The 15,507-nt window shown below is 63.9% G+C and carries 15 protein-coding genes; 6 read left to right on the plus strand and 9 right to left on the minus strand.

Translation table 11 applies throughout. From position 1 onward, the window contains the following. The coding region (locus DM08_RS13175) for a hypothetical protein (protein WP_237560250.1) at nt 1-218 on the plus strand (218 nt) is incomplete at its 5' end. 227 nt (nt 219-445) lie between these two features. Here DM08_RS13175 and DM08_RS08145 read toward each other — a convergent pair. From DM08_RS08145 to ilvD, 3 genes are all read right to left on the minus strand, one after another. Beyond that, the gene (locus DM08_RS08145; RefSeq protein WP_035384173.1) at nt 446-976 is read right to left on the minus strand and encodes an REP-associated tyrosine transposase; all 531 of its coding nucleotides are present in this window, start codon (nt 974-976) and stop codon (nt 446-448) included. 79 nt (nt 977-1,055) lie between these two features. Then, the gene (gene pyrC, locus DM08_RS08150) at nt 1,056-2,090 is read right to left on the minus strand and encodes a dihydroorotase (protein WP_035384239.1); all 1,035 of its coding nucleotides are present in this window, start codon (nt 2,088-2,090) and stop codon (nt 1,056-1,058) included. A gap of 152 nt (nt 2,091-2,242) precedes the next feature. After that, on the minus strand, nt 2,243-4,096 hold the full coding sequence (ilvD, locus tag DM08_RS08155) for a dihydroxy-acid dehydratase (RefSeq protein WP_035384174.1): 1,854 nt from the start codon (nt 4,094-4,096) through the stop codon (nt 2,243-2,245). Between the two features lie 156 nt (nt 4,097-4,252). Between ilvD and DM08_RS08160 the strand changes: the two genes are divergently transcribed. The 3 genes from DM08_RS08160 to DM08_RS08170 are packed head-to-tail and all read left to right on the plus strand — an operon-like array spanning nt 4,253 to nt 8,139. After that, nucleotides 4,253-6,160 (plus strand): acyltransferase family protein, encoded by a 1,908-nt coding sequence (locus tag DM08_RS08160; protein ID WP_051938010.1) that lies wholly within the window; start codon nt 4,253-4,255, stop codon nt 6,158-6,160. A 55-nt stretch (nt 6,161-6,215) separates the two neighbouring features. Next, nucleotides 6,216-6,998, plus strand: a complete 783-nt coding sequence (lgt, locus tag DM08_RS08165) for a prolipoprotein diacylglyceryl transferase (protein ID WP_035384175.1) — start codon at nt 6,216-6,218, stop codon at nt 6,996-6,998. A 28-nt stretch (nt 6,999-7,026) separates the two neighbouring features. Next, complete coding sequence (locus DM08_RS08170; RefSeq protein ID WP_051938012.1) at nt 7,027-8,139, plus strand: phospholipase A; 1,113 nt, start codon at nt 7,027-7,029, stop codon at nt 8,137-8,139. On the opposite strand, the gene xerD is transcribed toward DM08_RS08170, so the two are convergent. The 6 genes from xerD to argH all read right to left on the minus strand — a co-directional run bounded on the left by xerD (nt 8,140) and on the right by argH (nt 13,702). After that, complete coding sequence (gene xerD, locus DM08_RS08175) at nt 8,140-9,030, minus strand: site-specific tyrosine recombinase XerD (protein ID WP_035384177.1); 891 nt, start codon at nt 9,028-9,030, stop codon at nt 8,140-8,142. Next, nucleotides 9,023-9,505 (minus strand): methylated-DNA--[protein]-cysteine S-methyltransferase, encoded by a 483-nt coding sequence (locus DM08_RS08180; protein ID WP_035384178.1) that lies wholly within the window; start codon nt 9,503-9,505, stop codon nt 9,023-9,025. The genes xerD and DM08_RS08180 overlap by 8 nt, the downstream gene beginning before the upstream one ends. Continuing rightward, the gene (locus tag DM08_RS08185; RefSeq protein ID WP_035384179.1) at nt 9,495-10,514 is read right to left on the minus strand and encodes a quinone-dependent dihydroorotate dehydrogenase; all 1,020 of its coding nucleotides are present in this window, start codon (nt 10,512-10,514) and stop codon (nt 9,495-9,497) included. Before DM08_RS08185 ends, DM08_RS08180 begins: the two co-directional genes overlap by 11 nt. 8 nt (nt 10,515-10,522) lie before the next feature. Next, complete coding sequence (locus tag DM08_RS08190) at nt 10,523-11,395, minus strand: hypothetical protein (protein ID WP_035384180.1); 873 nt, start codon at nt 11,393-11,395, stop codon at nt 10,523-10,525. Continuing rightward, the gene (locus DM08_RS08195; RefSeq protein ID WP_035384181.1) at nt 11,392-12,129 is read right to left on the minus strand and encodes an arginyltransferase; all 738 of its coding nucleotides are present in this window, start codon (nt 12,127-12,129) and stop codon (nt 11,392-11,394) included. The genes DM08_RS08190 and DM08_RS08195 overlap by 4 nt, the downstream gene beginning before the upstream one ends. 181 nt (nt 12,130-12,310) lie before the next feature. Next, on the minus strand, nt 12,311-13,702 hold the full coding sequence (argH, locus tag DM08_RS08200) for an argininosuccinate lyase (RefSeq protein WP_035384182.1): 1,392 nt from the start codon (nt 13,700-13,702) through the stop codon (nt 12,311-12,313). Here argH and DM08_RS08205 point away from each other — a divergent pair. Next, entirely contained in the window at nt 13,701-14,771 is a 1,071-nt protein-coding gene (locus DM08_RS08205) for a sensor histidine kinase (protein WP_237560251.1), read from the plus strand. The two genes, argH and DM08_RS08205, sit on opposite strands and share 2 nt — an antisense overlap. After that, nucleotides 14,768-15,502 carry a LytR/AlgR family response regulator transcription factor gene (locus DM08_RS08210; RefSeq protein WP_035384183.1) on the plus strand — a complete coding sequence of 245 codons (735 nt, stop codon included), beginning with the start codon at nt 14,768-14,770 and terminating at the stop codon, nt 15,500-15,502. The genes DM08_RS08205 and DM08_RS08210 overlap by 4 nt, the downstream gene beginning before the upstream one ends. The last annotated feature ends 5 nt before the right edge of the window (nt 15,503-15,507 follow it).

Raw genomic sequence — 15,507 nt, forward strand, 5'->3', positions numbered from 1 at the left:
ATATTGAGCAGAGAAGAAACGTATCGAGTCGCAGAATAGAAATAACAGGGCTGCTCGCAAGCGGAAGCAAACGGGCAGCAGACAACAGAGTTTTAGCAGGAGACAACCGACAGCGATTGCATGGCAAACGAATTGATGGCAAACAGGTCAGACCGGCGCAGGCAATTCAGTTAATTGCGATGGCTCCCTGCCGCAGCAACACACGGCAAAGCCGCTAGGGCGATTTGAAACTTGCGCGCGAATTCCATCATGGCTCGGACGGCTCGCCGCCCAACAGGAAGCCGGATATACGGAAGCAGTTGCACCCAAAACCATCAACACGCGTTGCTTGCAAAACGGGAGGTGTCCATATACGCAATCGTTATTGCGCCGGATGTTTCCCTTTTACCCATTCGGCGCAATAACGATTGCGCCCTACCTCTGGGTGCCGGAAGCATACCCGATTTCAATCCGGGTATGACAAATCGGCTTTCCCACCACCCGCCCAATCGGCGGGATAAACGCCCAATGCCACTTGGCGATGAAATGTCAAATGCGGCCAATCCACCACCCGCGTAACCAGGCCGTGTTTGTATGGATTGATGTGCACGTAATCCACATGCGCCTGGAAATCTCGTTCGTCGCGAATCAAGTGTTCCCAATATCTGCGCTGCCAAATCCCGCGCTCACCCCGGCGTTGTCGCACCTCTGAAATGTGCTCGTTGCGCGGCAACAACTTGGAAAACTTCATTTTGATGAGCCGCCAGCGCAGGGCGAAATCGGCATCGCCTTCGGGCAGTTCGATGACGCAATGAAGGTGGTCGGGCAGGACGACCCAGGCATGGATGACAAAGGGGTGCAAGGCCCGCACTTCCCTGACTGCTGCACGTAAAGGCTCGATGTGGCGCACCAGCAAGTCGTTGCCGTTGCGCTGGAGCAGGTTGACGGTGAAGAAGTAGGTGCCGCCGGGATGCCAAGCGCGGCGATAGTCGGGCATGTCGCGGCTCCTTGTGGTGGAAACATCGGGCGCAATAACGATTGCCATTCGGCGCATTACGAAATGCGCCCTACTCCACTCACCCCACCAGCTTCCAAACCATCATCTCCCCCGCCCTCAACGGCACGAGCTTGGAGCCGCCGAATTCGACGGTGTGGGGCATGTGCCATTCATCGCGGCGCAACGTGATGGTGTCGGCGTTGCGCGGGAGGCGGTAGTAGTCGGGGCCGTGGAAGCTGGCGAAGGCTTCGAGTTTGTCCAGCGCGCCCGCCGCTTCAAAAGCTTCAGCGTACAACTCAATCGCGGCGTGGGCGGAGTAGCAGCCGGCGCAGCCGCAGGCATTTTCTTTAGTGTGCTGGGCGTGCGGGGCGCTGTCGGTGCCGAGGAAGAATTTGGGGTTGCCGCTGGTGGCGGCTTTGACCAGCGCTTCGCGGTGCGTTTCGCGCTTCAGGATCGGCAGGCAGTAGAAGTGCGGGCGGATGCCGCCGACCAGCATGGCGTTGCGGTTGTAGAGCAGGTGCTGCGGGGTGAGGGTGGCGGCAACGTTCGCAGGGGCAGCGGCGACGTACTCGGCGGCATCCTTGGTGGTGATGTGCTCGAACACCACGCGCAGCTCGGGTAGGTCCCGCATCAGCGGCTGCATCACCCGTTCGATGAACACGGCTTCGCGGTCGAAGATGTCGATGTCGGGGCTGGTGACTTCGCCGTGCACCAGGAACGGCAAGCCGCATTCCTGCATGGCTTCCAGCGCAGCGTAGGTCTTGCGCAGGTCAGTCACGCCCGCGTCGGAGTTGGTGGTTGCTCCAGCGGGATACAGCTTGACGGCGTGGACGACGCCGCTGGCCTTGGCTTTGCGGATCTCGTCGGCACTGGTGTTGTCCGTCAGATACAGCGTCATCAGCGGCTCGAATTTCATCCCGGCGGGCAAGGCTTTGAGGATGCGCTCGCGGTAGGCCACGGCCTGTTCGGTGGTCGTCACTGGCGGGCGCAGATTGGGCATGATGATGGCGCGGGCGAACTGGCGCGCCGTGTCGGGCAGAACGGAGGCCATCAGCGCGTCGTCGCGCAGGTGCAGATGCCAGTCGTCGGGGCGGGTGAGGGTCAGGGTGGTCATGCTCAAACCTTTCAGATAAACCGTCATTCCCGCGCAGGCGGGAATCCAGCCGATCAAATATCGCCCGCGACGCGGGACAAAAGCTGTCGATCTTGTCCGCTACGCGGAATTGTTGATTAGGACTGGATACCGGCTTTCGCCGGTATGACAGCCTATTTTCCTTCCACCTGCGACACGTCGCGCACCGCGCCCTTGTCGGCGGAAGTCACCATCGCGGCGTAGGCGCGCAAGGCTGCCGACACCTTGCGCGGACGTTCGGCGGCGGGCTTCCACGCTTGCTTGCCGCGCGCTTCCATCGCGGCGCGGCGGGCGGTCAGTTGCTCGTCCGAGATCACCAGGTCGATGGTGCGATTCGGGATGTCGATGGCGATGGTGTCGCCCTCTTCCACCAAGCCGATGGCACCGCCGCTGGCGGCTTCCGGCGAGGCGTGGCCGATACTCAAGCCCGAAGTGCCGCCGGAGAAGCGGCCATCGGTGAGCAGCGCGCAGGCTTTGCCCAGCCCCTTGGACTTCAGGTACGAGGTTGGGTACAGCATCTCCTGCATCCCCGGCCCGCCCTTGGGGCCTTCGTAGCGGATCACCACCACGTCGCCCGCGACGATCTGATCTTCCAGAATGCCGTGCACCGCCGCGTCCTGACTCTCGAACACGCGGGCACGCCCGGTGAACTTCAGGATGCTGTCGTCCACACCCGCCGTCTTGACGATGCAGCCGTCCAGCGCGATGTTGCCGTGCAATACCGCCAAGCCGCCGTCCTGCGAGTAGGCGTTCGCCTTGTCGCGGATGCAGCCCGACACGCGATCCGCATCCAGATCGGGGTAGAGCATGGATTGCGAGAACGCGATCGTGGTGGGGATGCCGCCGGGCGCGGCGCGGAAGAAACGCTTCACGTCGTCGCTGTCGGTCGTCACGATGTCCCAATGTTGCAGCGCGGCGCGCAGGCTAGGGCTGTGCACCGTGGCGACTTCGCCGTGCAGCAATCCGGCGCGATCCAGCGCGCCGAGGATGGAAGCGATGCCGCCCGCGCGATGCACGTCTTCCATGTGGTATTCGGAGGACGGCGCGACCTTGCACAGCGTCGGCACGTGGCGCGACAAGCGATCCATGTCCTTCATGGTGAAATCCACGCCCGCTTCGCGCGCGATGGCGAGCAGGTGCAACACGGTGTTGGTGGAGCCGCCCATGGCGATGTCCAGCGTCATCGCGTTCTCGAAGGCTTCAAACGTGGCGATGCTGCGCGGCAGCACGCTCGCGTCGTCCTGCTCGTAATAACGCTTGCACAGTTCCACCGCCAGACGACCGGCGCGCAGGAACAACTGTTTGCGTTCGGCGTGGGTGGCGACCAGCGAACCGTTGCCGGGCAGGGACAGGCCCAGCGCCTCGGTCAGACAGTTCATCGAGTTGGCGGTGAACATGCCGGAACAGGAGCCGCAGGTCGGGCAGGCGGAACGCTCAATGGCATCCACTTCCTCGTCGCTGCAATGGCTATCTGCGGCAGCGACCATCGCATCCACCAAATCCAAGCCCTTCACCTTGCCCTGCCAGTTGACCTTGCCCGCTTCCATCGGGCCACCGGAGACGAACACCACTGGGATGTTGAGGCGCATCGCCGCCATCAGCATCCCCGGCGTGATCTTGTCGCAGTTGGAAATGCACACCAGCGCGTCGGCGCAGTGGGCGTTGACCATGTACTCCACGCTGTCGGCGATCAGGTCGCGCGACGGCAGCGAATACAGCATACCGTCGTGGCCCATGGCGATGCCGTCGTCCACCGCGATGGTGTTGAATTCCTTGGCAATGCCGCCCGCACGTTCGATCTCGCGCGCCACCAGCTGGCCCATGTCTTTCAGGTGGACGTGGCCGGGTACGAACTGCGTGAAGGAGTTGGCGATGGCGATGATGGGCTTGCCGAAGTCGGCATCGGACATGCCGGTGGCGCGCCACAGGGAGCGCGCGCCAGCCATGTTGCGGCCATGCGTGGAAGTGCGGGAACGGTATTGAGGCATGATGCGGATTCCGGTGAGGTTGCGAAGACCGGATTCTAAACCACGCCACCCGTCTCGACACATCGCAGTTTTCGTCCGCGCAACTTAAATCGGTATAATCCGGCGACAGAACAATGAACGGATGGCAGCCTCCGCTCCAGATCGAAGCCACAGCCCATGCACCCCAGCCATCCCGCACCCGACACCCCGCCGCTGCACCCGAAATACCGCCCCGACATTGACGGACTGCGCGCCATCGCCATCCTCGCGGTGGTGGTGTTCCACGCCTTCCCGCAGTGGCTGCCCGGCGGCTTCGTCGGCGTGGACATCTTCTTCGTGATCTCCGGCTTCCTCATCAGCAGCATCATCTTCGGCAATCTGGAGCGCGGCAGTTTCAGTTACGCCGATTTCTACGCGCGGCGTGTCAGGCGCATCTTCCCCGCGCTCATCGTCGTGCTGGCCAGTTGCTACGCGGCGGGCTGGTTCCTGCTGTTGCCGGACGAGTACAAGCAATTGGGCAAACACATCGCCGGTGGCACGGGCTTCGTCTCCAACCTGGTGTTGTGGAACGAGGCGGGCTACTTCGACCGGGCCAGCGAGGCCAAGCCGCTGCTGCATCTGTGGTCGCTCGGCATCGAGGAGCAGTTCTACATCTTCTGGCCGCTGCTGCTGGGCGCGGTCTGGAAGTACCGGCTGAACTTTCTGGCGACCACACTCATCATCGCCGCCGCCTCGTTCCTGCTGAATGTGCTCAACGTCGGCAGCGCCCCCGTTGCCGGTTTCTATTCGCCGCTCGCCCGCTTCTGGGAGCTGATGGTGGGCGGGCTGGCGGCCTATCTGTTGCTGCACCGCTCGCAATACCTGCCCAAGCATGCCGAGTGGCCGTCGCTGCTCGGGCTGCTGCTGATCGCCCTCGCCCTCGTCTGCATCGACCAGAGCAAGAGCTTCCCCGGCTGGTGGGCGCTGCTGCCCACGGCGGGCGCGTTCCTGATGATCTCGGCGCAACCCGCGTCTTGGGTCAATCGCCAACTGCTCGGCAATCGCGTGATGGTCTGGATCGGGCTGGTCAGCTATCCGCTCTACCTCTGGCACTGGCCGCTGCTCGCCTTCCTGCGCATCCAGGAATCCGGGCAGCCGTCGGCTCAGGCGCGGGCGGGTGCGGTGCTGGCCGCTTTCGTACTCGCGGCGCTGACCTACTGGCTCCTCGAAAAACCGATCCGGCAGCGGGCGCGCACGCGCTGGATCGTCGCCGTCCTGTGTCTGGCGCTGGCCCTGGTCGGGGCCGTCGGCTTCAAGACTTACCAGCGCGACGGGCTGAGCTTCCGGCTGATGCGGATCAGCCCGGAGTTGATGGGCATCAAGCCCGACATCGGCAGCGAGTGGCGCCGCGAGCAATGCTTCCTGGAAGGGGCGGACCGGTTCGCCGATTCCTGCGTGGAGGATGCCCGCCCCGCCCTGTTCCTGTGGGGCGACTCGCACGCGGCGGCGCTCTACCCCGGCCTCAAGCAGATGCAAGCGGAACACTCGTTCGGCATCGTGCAACGCACCGCATCGGCCTGTCGCCCCCTGCTGGGCAAGAACTTCCCGGGCAGCCGCTCATGCCGGGAGCTCAATGACGACACCCTCCGGCTGGTGGCCAGACTCAAGCCGGAGTACGTCCTGCTGCATGCCAACTGGACCGACCTCGGCGACCTGCCCACGCTGGAAGCCACGATCACGGCGATACGCGCCGCCGGAGCGGGCCGCATCGTGCTGGTCGGCCCCGACCCGACCTGGAACGACGAGCTGCCGCGCATCCTGTTCGCCTACCATCGCAAGGAGCACCGCCGCCCGCCGCTGCGGATGACGGAGAACAATGCGCAAGCCGCTCATGCGATCGATGTCGCGATGCGGGAGTTCGCTCAGACGCACGGCGTACACTACCTATCCAGTCTCAACCTGCTGTGCGACGCGACAGGCTGCCTGACCCGGACGGCGGAGACTGCGCAGGACATCATGACCATGGACGGCTCGCACCTCACCCCGCAAGGCGCGCGCTATCAGGCCAGCCACTTCCTCCCGGAGATATTCGCCGCACGGCCGTGATAGCCATCTTGCCGCCCCGGCATGAACGCCGCGCTCTGTGATACATTCCCGCCCCATGTTGACCTACCCGAATATCGACCCCGTCGCCATCCACCTCGGCCCGCTGGCCGTGCACTGGTATGGCCTGATGTATCTGACCGGCTTCGCCTGCTTCATCTGGCTGGGGCGCAAGCGCTTACGCAGCCTGGACCGCCCAGGCTGGGACGAGAAGTTCCTCGATGACCTGATGTTCTTCGGCGTACTCGGCGTGATCCTCGGCGGCAGGCTGGGCGAGGTGCTGTTCTACAACCCCGGCTACTATTTCAGCCACCCGGCCAAGATCCTCGCGGTGTGGGAAGGCGGCATGTCGTTCCACGGCGGCTTCCTCGGCGTGCTGGTGGCTATGGCATGGTTCGCGCGCAGCCGCAAAGTGCAGTGGCTGCCGCTGATGGATTTCGTCGCGCCGCTGGTGCCGCTGGGCCTGGGCGCAGGCCGCATCGGCAACTTCATCAACGGCGAGCTGTGGGGGCGACCGAGCGATGTGCCCTGGGCGATGGTGTTCCCGACCGCCGACGCGCTGCCGCGCCATCCCTCGCAACTGTACGAATTCGGACTGGAAGGCTTGGCACTGTTCGCCCTGCTCTGGCTTTATTCCGCCAAGCCGCGCCCGGTCGGCGCGGTGTCCGGCCTGTTCCTGATCGGCTACGGCAGCTTCCGCTTCCTCGCCGAATTCACCCGCAACCCGGACGACGGCATCTTCGGCTACATGACGTTCAACATCAGCATGGGCCAATGGCTCAGTCTGCCCATGGTGCTGGCGGGCATCGCGCTGATGCGCTGGAGCCGACGCGCGGTGTAGAATCCGCCCCCCGTCCTGGAGAGACATCGTGTCCCGTCATCTTCCTTACCTCACTTGCCTGACCGTCGCCCTCTGTGGCTTGGTTACGCCCGTACAAGCCGGGGCTACTGAGGCCGACTTCCTGCGCTGTGCTGCGCTGCACGATGCCCCCGAACGGCTGCGTTGCTACGATGCGGCGGCACACCCGACACCACCGGCTCCGGCAGTGCGTGAAGTGCAAGTTCCCGCCGCACCCAGCGCCGCAGCGCCGTCCGCGACCGAGTCGGCACCGCCGCCCGTCGTCGCCATCCCCGCCGCCGCACGTTCATACCTGACCCGGGTGTGGAATCTGGACGGGCGCGGCGACAACGATGACATCACCCGTGCAGGGCGGCTGCGTCCGCATCACCAAAGTTACCTGCTGCTGCGGCGCAGCAGCCACGTGAACAACTTGCCGTACACGCCCGCACCAGTACACCAAGCCATAAACGCGTCCCAGCTCGATTTGACCGAAGCCAAATTCCAGTTCAGCTTCAAGTCCGAGATCATGGACACTCACGATCTGAACTGGCTGGGATTCGACAACCTGCATGTCTGGGCCGCGTACACCCAGCAGTCGAACTGGCAGGCATTGAACGCCCCGTCTTCCTCGGCATTCCGGGAGACCAACTACGAACCGGAGATCATCGCCTCGTTCGCCACCCGGAACAACGACGGCCTGAAGCTGGTCAACCTGGGATTCAACCACCAGTCCAACGGCCAGAGCCTGCCATTGTCGCGCAGCTGGAACCGCGTCTACCTGCAAGGTGGCTGGGAGTGGGACGTGTACGGCAAGTTCTCGCTGCTGGCCCGTAGCTGGTGGCGTGTGCCGGAGAGTCCGCTCAAGGATGACAACCCTGACATCCTGAACTATCTGGGACGCGGTGACATCGTCGCCCACTGGGAGCCGAGCAGCCAACAGTCGGTCACGCTGCTGATGCGCAACAACCTCAGCCGCACCAAGAACCGTGGTTTCATCCAGCTCGACTGGGCCACCCCGTTCATGCTCGGCAAGATGGGCAAGACCCACGTCCAGATCACCGAGGGTTATGGCGAAAGTCTGGTGGATTACAACTTCCACCAGAACACCATCGGGATAGGTGTCTCTTTCCGCGACTGGTGATCAGCCCCGAGGGTGATGTTCGGCGTGCAGTTGCTTGAGCCGCTCGCGCGCCACGTGGGTGTAGATCTGGGTGGTGGAGATGTCGGCATGGCCGAGCAGCAGTTGCACCACGCGCAGATCGGCACCGTGGTTGAGCAGATGGGTGGCAAAGGCGTGGCGCAGTGTGTGCGGCGACAACGGTTTGTGCACCCCGCCCTGCCGGGCGTGCTTTTTGATGAGATACCAGAACATCTGCCGCGTCATCGCCTCGCCGCGCTGGGTCACGAACAGGTCGTCACTCAACCTTCCCGCCAACAGTAAGGGCCTGGCTTCCGCCAGATAGCGCCGCACCCAGTCCTGCGCATTCTCGCCGAACGGCACCAGTCGCTCCTTGCCGCCCTTGCCGGTGACGCGCGCCACGCCGTCGTTGAGGCTGACCTGCACCACCTGCACAGTCACCAGCTCCGACACGCGCAGGCCGCAGGCGTACAGCACTTCCAGCATGGTGCGGTCGCGCAGGCCCAGCGGGGTCGCCACGTCCGGCGCCTCCAGCAGCGCCTCGACATCGGCTTCGGAGAGCGTCTTGGGCAGGTTGCGCGGCAGTTTGGGAGAGCCCAGCAACTGGGTCGGGTCGTTGGCGATGCGGCCCTGGCGCAGCAGATAGCGGTACAGGCGCTTCAGGCTGGAGATCGCGCGACCGGTGCTGCTCGCCTTGGATTTGTGCTGATGCAACCAAGCCAGAAACTCCTGCATCTCGATCTGGCCGACCTGCGGCAGCGACGAGCCGCGCTGCGCCAGCCAGCCGGAGAACTTGTTGAGGTCGCGCCGGTAGCTCTCGATGCTGTTGCGCGCCAGCCCGTCCTCCAGCCACAGCGCGTCGCAGAACTCGTCCAGCAACTCGGCATCAGTCATGCAGATAGCCCTCGTGGCGGAGCAACCAGCGCTTGATCTCCAACGCGTAACCGTCGCCGTGGTGCATGAAACCGCCCAGCCCGGCGCGCCCTACCACGCGGTGACAGGGGATGACGATGGGGATGGGGTTGTTGCCGCAGGCCTGGCCGACCGCACGTGGCGCGGAGCCGATGTCGCGCGCCAGCTCGCCGTAGGTGAGCGCCTGCCCGCGCGGGATGGCGCACATGCGCTGCCAGACGCGGTTCTGGTGCAGCGTGCCGCCGGGGGCGAGCGGGAGGTCGAAGGCGAAATCGGCAGCGCTGAAATAGGCCGCCAATTGCGCGGCGACCTGTGCCGCCAGCGCATTCCGAGGTGGCTGTTCGGGCGTGTCTGGCGGCAAGAACTCGACGCCGGTCAGCGCCGCCGCAGTGCAGCGCACGCCCAACTTGCCGCAGGGCGCGAGCAGGATGGCCTGAAAGGCAGCGTCAGCGCACATCCTTGAGCGCACGCGCGCACTCGCCGACCAGCGCGTGGCCACGGTAGATGAGTCCGCTGTAGACCTGCACCAGCGCAGCGCCAGCGCGCATCTTCTCCACCGCGTCCGCGCCGGACAGGATGCCGCCCACGCCGATGATGGGCAGCGCGCCTTGCAACTCGGCAGCCAGCTGGCGGATGACGGCGGTGGACTTGTCACGCACCGGCGCGCCGGACAGCCCGCCGGTCTCGCTGCCATGTTCCAGGTTTTCCACACCGACGCGGGACAGGGTGGTGTTGGTGGCGATCACGCCGTCGATGCGGTGACGCATCAACAGGGCGGCGATCTGTTGCACCTGCTCGCTGTCCAGATCGGGCGCGATCTTCACCGCCAGCGGAATGTATTTGCCGTGCTGCTGCGCCAGCTTCTCCTGCTCGGCCTTGAGCTGGCCGAGCAGACCGTCCAGTTCGTCACCGCCCTGCAACTGGCGCAAATTCTTGGTGTTGGGCGAAGAGATGTTGATCGCCACATAGCTGGCGTGCGGGTAGACCTTGCGCAGGCCGATCAGATAATCGTCCGCCGCCTTTTCGATCGGCGTGTCGGCGTTCTTGCCGATGTTGATGCCAAGGATGCCGCCGTAATCGGCACGTTCGACGTTGGCGATCAGCTTGTCCACGCCCAGGTTGTTGAAGCCCATGCGGTTGATGATGCCGCGTACCTGGGGCAGGCGGAACAAGCGCGGCTTGGGGTTGCCGGGCTGCGGGCGCGGGGTCACGGTACCGATCTCGATGAAGCCGAAGCCCAGCGCGGCCAGGCCGTCGATGCAGTCGCCGTTTTTATCCAGCCCGGCGGCCAGGCCCACCGGGTTGCGGAAGGTCAGCCCCATCACGGTGCGAGTATCGTCTTCCGGCAGACGTGCCAACAGCGGCAGCACGCCGATCTTGTAGGCCGTTTCCAGCGCGTCCAGCGTCAGGTGGTGGGCAGTCTCGGGGTCTAGCGCGAACAGCGCCGGGCGGATGAGTGGGTACATCGGGAACCTTAATCTTTCTTGACGACGACGGGGATAGGGAAGGCTTTGCGTTTGAATATCTCGCCGCGCGTCTTGCCGCGCCAGCCGCTGGCGATCAACTCGTTCAGCTGGGCGGCGACCAGACCGAACAAAGCGCAGCCAGCCCAGCCTGCCGCGCCGATCCCGGCCATCCCGCCACCGTACGCGGCGAAGCCAGCCAAGGCCAGCGCACCGACGAGCAGACCGGACAACGCGGCCAGCAACGGGCGCTGCCAGTCGCCCTGAGGCAGGCCGGAGAACAGGGTGTGCTCTTGCCACAGCAGCTGCAAGGCGAGCAGCAGCCACAGCGGCGAGCTCCACAACAGCATCCCCAGTAGTTGCGGACGCGCCACCCCGCCCATCAAGCCGACGATGGCCAGCGTCAACAACCACAAGGCCGTCGGCTCCGGCTTGAGGGCGGGTAGCGCCGGGGCGTGGCGGGCGCACAGGCGCAGCAGGGACGGAAAGGTCGCCAGCCAGGCGCGGGTCGCCAGAACGGCGGGCATGACGACAGCGAACAATACGGAAGCGGCTATCACCGAGGCCGCATCCAGCCGGAACGCAACGCCGGTATCCGCATAATGGTGCAGGGACAGCGCGAGCCAGCCCAGCCCCAGACTGCCCGCAACGATGTAAGCCTGATAGCTGCGCGGAACCGACAGCAGATCGGCCCCACCGCGCAGCTTCGCCAGCCGGTTGACCAGCAGGGCGTAACCGGCCAGCGACAGCGCGGTGAGCCACAGGGCCTGAACCGGGAGGTCGGTCACAGCGACCTCGCCGCCCCAGTCGGCACCGGTCAACAGGCTGGAAAGCATGGGCAACAGCAGTAGCGTCGCCACGAAGATCGCCAAGCGCAGGTTCATTTCATATCCTCTACATTCATGGTCCGCCATTGTCCCTGTTTCAAGCCTTGCAGGGGGCGGAAGTTCGATTTGTACGACATCTTCTCGCTGTCGCGTATCCAGTAACCCAGATACAGATACTCAAGTTGCAACTGTCTACACAACGCGATCTGCCACAACACGTTGTAAGTACCGTAGCTACTGCCTGGCACGTCCGGATCGTAAAAGGTGTAGACCGAGGACAAGCCATCGGTGAGCAGATCGATGATGCTGACCATGCGCAGAATACCGCTCTCGCGAAACTCGACCTGCATGGTATCCACCTGGCTTTGCAGCAGGAAGTTGCGGTACTGCTCACGACTGTCACTGTCCATGCCACCACCTGCGTGGCGTGCGCTTTGGTAGCGCAGGTAGAGCTGATAGCACTCCTCGCTATCCTGCAACGGATGCACCGTGGCCTGCAAAGACTGGTGCCGTTTCCAGGCGCGACGCTGGGCGCGGCTGGATTCGAACTCGTTCACCGGGACCCGCGCCGGCACGCAGGCCTGACACAGGTCACAACGGGGGCGATAAGTGAAGGTGCCACTGCGACGAAAACCGTGATGCACCAGTTCAGAGTAGACGGGCGTGGTGATAAGAAAACCGGGCGTCGCCACTTGTGAGCGCGCCTGCTGCCGATCCAGATAGCTGCAGGGGTAAGTTGCCGTCAAATAAAACTGCAGACTGGACAACGGGATGTCTCGCAACAACGTCATGTCTCACCCAGAATCATGCTGAAGGGCTCTATATCTTTCGAGCCCGGGCCTAGTGCTTTGGATATATAGGAGGGATGGGAGCTTGCTGATACAGTGCGCCCGGGTGTTTAAGAGCAGGGTCGCCCGACTCGGCTTTCATAACTCTCCTCCTTTTCAGGGCGGTCGCAAAGGCCGCCTTTTTTTATCTGCCCAAATATTCTTTGGCCCGCCCTATAGCCGCCACTACCTGTTGTGGAGCCGTACCACCCGTGTGATCGCGCGCACCCAACGAGCCTTCCAGCGTCAATACGGCATAGATGTCATCGGCCACTAGCGGCGAGAACTGCTGCAACTCGTTCAACGTGAGATCGGCCAGATCGCAGCCGCGTTTCTCGGCGAAGCGCACGGCCAGCGCGACCGCTTCATGCGCATCGCGGAACGGTAAGCCCTTCTTCACCAGATAGTCGGCCAGATCAGTGGCCGTGGCGTAGCCTTGCAGCGCAGCAGCGCGCATCGCGTCCGGTTTGACGGTGATGCCGCCCACCATATCGGCGTAGATGCGCAGAGTTTGCGTCAGCGTGTCCACCGTGTCGAACAGCGGCTCCTTGTCTTCCTGATTGTCCTTGTTGTAGGCCAGCGGCTGGCCCTTCATCAGGGTCAGCAGCGCCACCAGGTGTCCGTTGACGCGACCGGTCTTGCCACGCACCAGTTCCGGCACGTCGGGGTTCTTCTTCTGCGGCATGATGCTGGAGCCGGTGCAGAAGCGGTCAGCGATGTCGATGAAGCCGAAACGCGGACTCATCCACAGGATCAGCTCTTCCGAGAAGCGCGACAGATGCGTCATCACCAGCGCGGCGGCGGCGGTGAATTCGATGGCGAAGTCGCGGTCGGACACCGCATCCAGCGAGTTCTGGCAGACGGCCTCGAAGCCCAGCAGCTCCGCCACGCGCTCCCGCTTGATGGGATAACTGGTGCCCGCTAATGCAGCCGCCCCCAGCGGCAAGCGATTCACGCGACGGCGACAATCCGCCATGCGCTCGGCATCGCGCTTGAGCATCTCGAAATAGGCCAGCAGATGATGGCCGAAACTCACCGGCTGGGCGACTTGCAGATGGGTGAAACCCGGCATCACCGTGGCGCTGTGCTGTTCCGCCAGCGTAACCAACGAGGTTTGCAGCGCGCGGATCAGCAGCAGGATGTCGTCGATGGCGGCGCGCAGGTACAGGCGCACGTCGGTCGCCACCTGGTCGTTGCGCGAGCGGCCCGTGTGCAGGCGCTTGCCCGCATCGCCCACCAGCGTGGTCAGGCGTTTCTCAATGTTGAGGTGAACATCTTCCAGATCGAGCTGCCATTCGAAACGGCCCGCCTCCACCTCGACACGGATCTCGTCCATGCCGCGCCGGATCAGCTCCAGGTCGGCCTGGGCGATGATGCCGCACTCGGTCAGCATCTGCGCGTGAGCGAGTGAGCCTTGGATATCGAACAGCGCGAGTCGTTTGTCGAAGTCCACCGAGGCGGTGTAGCGCTTCACCAGTTCAGCCACCGGCTCGTTGAAGCGTCCCGACCAGGTGTGATTGTCTTGCATCGTAGTCATGTCTTGTCCAGAATGTGCGGAATTCGAGGCCACCGCTATGCCAAGGGCGCAAAGTATAAATCAAAACCCCCTACCCGATGCGCTGCCCAACTGCCGCAACCTCGGCGTGGTGCTGCGTCTGGTGTTGCTGCTGAACGCCGCAGCGCTGTTGCTGGCAGTCGCACGCGCAATCTCATGGAGCGAGATCGTTGAACGCTGGCTGGCCAGCGCCGCACTGCTGGAGCCGGTATTGCTGACCTTGTTGCTGGTGCTCTACGGGCTGCAACCCAGACTCGACAGGCTGCCGTATCGCAGTGGAGTCGCCATCACCATCCTGCTGGGCTGCGTCACCACCACGCTCATCTACCTCTTGGGGGCGCCCGTCTATACGCCCACGGGCGAGGGACTGCCGTTCAACGCTTTACGCTATGCCCTCATTGCCGGGATCGGTTGCTGGGGAGTGCTGGCCTATTTCCGGCTGCGGCAGCTGGCTCTGTCGCCAGCGCTGCATCACGCTCGATTGCAGGCATTGCGCGCCCGCATCCGCCCGCACTTCCTGTTCAACACGCTCAACGCGGTGCTCGCCATCGTGCGCTCGCAACCACGCCGCGCGGAAGAGGCGTTGGAGGACTTGTCCGACCTGTTCCGCATGGCGATGGAAGATGCTGCCGACCGTGTACCTTTGCGCCGCGAGCTGGAACTGGCGCGGCGTTATCTGGCACTGGAACAGCTGCGACTGGGCGAGCGCTTGCAACTGGATTGGCAGGTGCAGGCTGATGTCGAGGCGGCACTGATCCCGCCGCTGTTGCTCCAGCCCGTGCTGGAGAACGCCATCTATCATGGCATCGAACGCCTGCCGCAAGGCGGCACGGTGACGATCAGCATAGGGCGCAGCCATCGTGACCTGACGCTGGAGATCAGCAACCCGCATCCGGGAACGACGGGGAGCTCCGGCCACCGACTGGCGCTGGACAACATCCGCGAACGGCTGGCTTTGCTGTACGACCTGGAGGCGAACTATCAAGTGGATGCCGGGCAAAACGAGTATCGGGTACGCATCACGCTGCCCTACCAGAGGGAAGAGTCATGAGCACAGCCTTGCGCGTATTCGTGGTGGATGACGAGGCGCTGGCGCGCGAACGTCTGAAGGAGTTGCTGGGTGATTGCGCCGCCGAGCTACCCTTGTCGCTGGTAGGCACAGCGGCCCATGGTCGCGAAGCGCTGGATGCCCTGAGCGACACACCCGCTGACGTGGTGCTGGTCGATATCCGCATGCCGCAGATGGACGGCATCGAGCTCGCCCGCCATCTTGCCCACCTGTCGCCCCCGCCAGCGGTGATCTTCACCACCGCCTACGACAGCTACGCCATCCAGGCTTTCGACCTCCACGCGGTCGATTACCTGCTGAAACCCATCCGGCGCGCGCGCTTGCTGGAAGCGCTGCAACGCGTGCAGCCCAACGACGCTGCCAAGCTGCGCCAGTTGCAACGCGAGCCGCGCCAGCACCTGCCCATCCACGAACGCGGCAAGATCGTATTAGTGCCGCTGGATGAGGTGCTCTACCTGCGTGCCGAGCAGAAATACGTGACCGTACGCACGGCCAGTCAGGAGTATCTGAGTGAAGAGTCACTGACCACGCTGGAACAGGAGTTTGCCGCCCGCTTCGTGCGCATCCACCGCAACTGCCTGGTCGCCAGAAAAGCGATCGCGGGTTTCGAGCGAGTGGCGGACGACGCACACTGGGCGGTCAGCTTGAGCGGGCTGGCCGAGCGGCTGCCCATCAGCCGCCGACAGCAATCCCTGATCAGGGAACTGAGCTGACCCGC

The sequence above is a fragment of the Ferriphaselus sp. R-1 genome (genome assembly GCF_000746095.1).
In the GTDB taxonomy this organism is placed as follows: Bacteria; Pseudomonadota; Gammaproteobacteria; order Burkholderiales; family Gallionellaceae; genus Ferriphaselus.

Bases quoted from the DNA above. Each gene is read 5' to 3' on its own strand.
- DM08_RS08190 (WP_035384180.1), bottom strand. From the start codon at position 11,395: ATGAACCTGCGCTTGGCGATCTTCGTGGCGACGCTACTGCTGTTGCCC.
- DM08_RS08160 (WP_051938010.1), top strand. From the start codon at position 4,253: ATGCACCCCAGCCATCCCGCACCCGACACCCCGCCGCTGCACCCGAAA.
- xerD (WP_035384177.1), bottom strand. From the start codon at position 9,030: ATGACTGATGCCGAGTTGCTGGACGAGTTCTGCGACGCGCTGTGGCTG.
- DM08_RS08210 (WP_035384183.1), top strand. From the start codon at position 14,768: ATGAGCACAGCCTTGCGCGTATTCGTGGTGGATGACGAGGCGCTGGCG.
- lgt (WP_035384175.1), top strand. From the start codon at position 6,216: ATGTTGACCTACCCGAATATCGACCCCGTCGCCATCCACCTCGGCCCG.
- DM08_RS08145 (WP_035384173.1), bottom strand. From the start codon at position 976: ATGCCCGACTATCGCCGCGCTTGGCATCCCGGCGGCACCTACTTCTTC.
- pyrC (WP_035384239.1), bottom strand. From the start codon at position 2,090: ATGACCACCCTGACCCTCACCCGCCCCGACGACTGGCATCTGCACCTG.
- ilvD (WP_035384174.1), bottom strand. From the start codon at position 4,096: ATGCCTCAATACCGTTCCCGCACTTCCACGCATGGCCGCAACATGGCT.
- DM08_RS08205 (WP_237560251.1), top strand. From the start codon at position 13,701: ATGTCTTGTCCAGAATGTGCGGAATTCGAGGCCACCGCTATGCCAAGG.
- DM08_RS08195 (WP_035384181.1), bottom strand. From the start codon at position 12,129: ATGACGTTGTTGCGAGACATCCCGTTGTCCAGTCTGCAGTTTTATTTG.
- DM08_RS08185 (WP_035384179.1), bottom strand. From the start codon at position 10,514: ATGTACCCACTCATCCGCCCGGCGCTGTTCGCGCTAGACCCCGAGACT.
- argH (WP_035384182.1), bottom strand. From the start codon at position 13,702: ATGACTACGATGCAAGACAATCACACCTGGTCGGGACGCTTCAACGAG.
- DM08_RS08180 (WP_035384178.1), bottom strand. From the start codon at position 9,505: ATGTGCGCTGACGCTGCCTTTCAGGCCATCCTGCTCGCGCCCTGCGGC.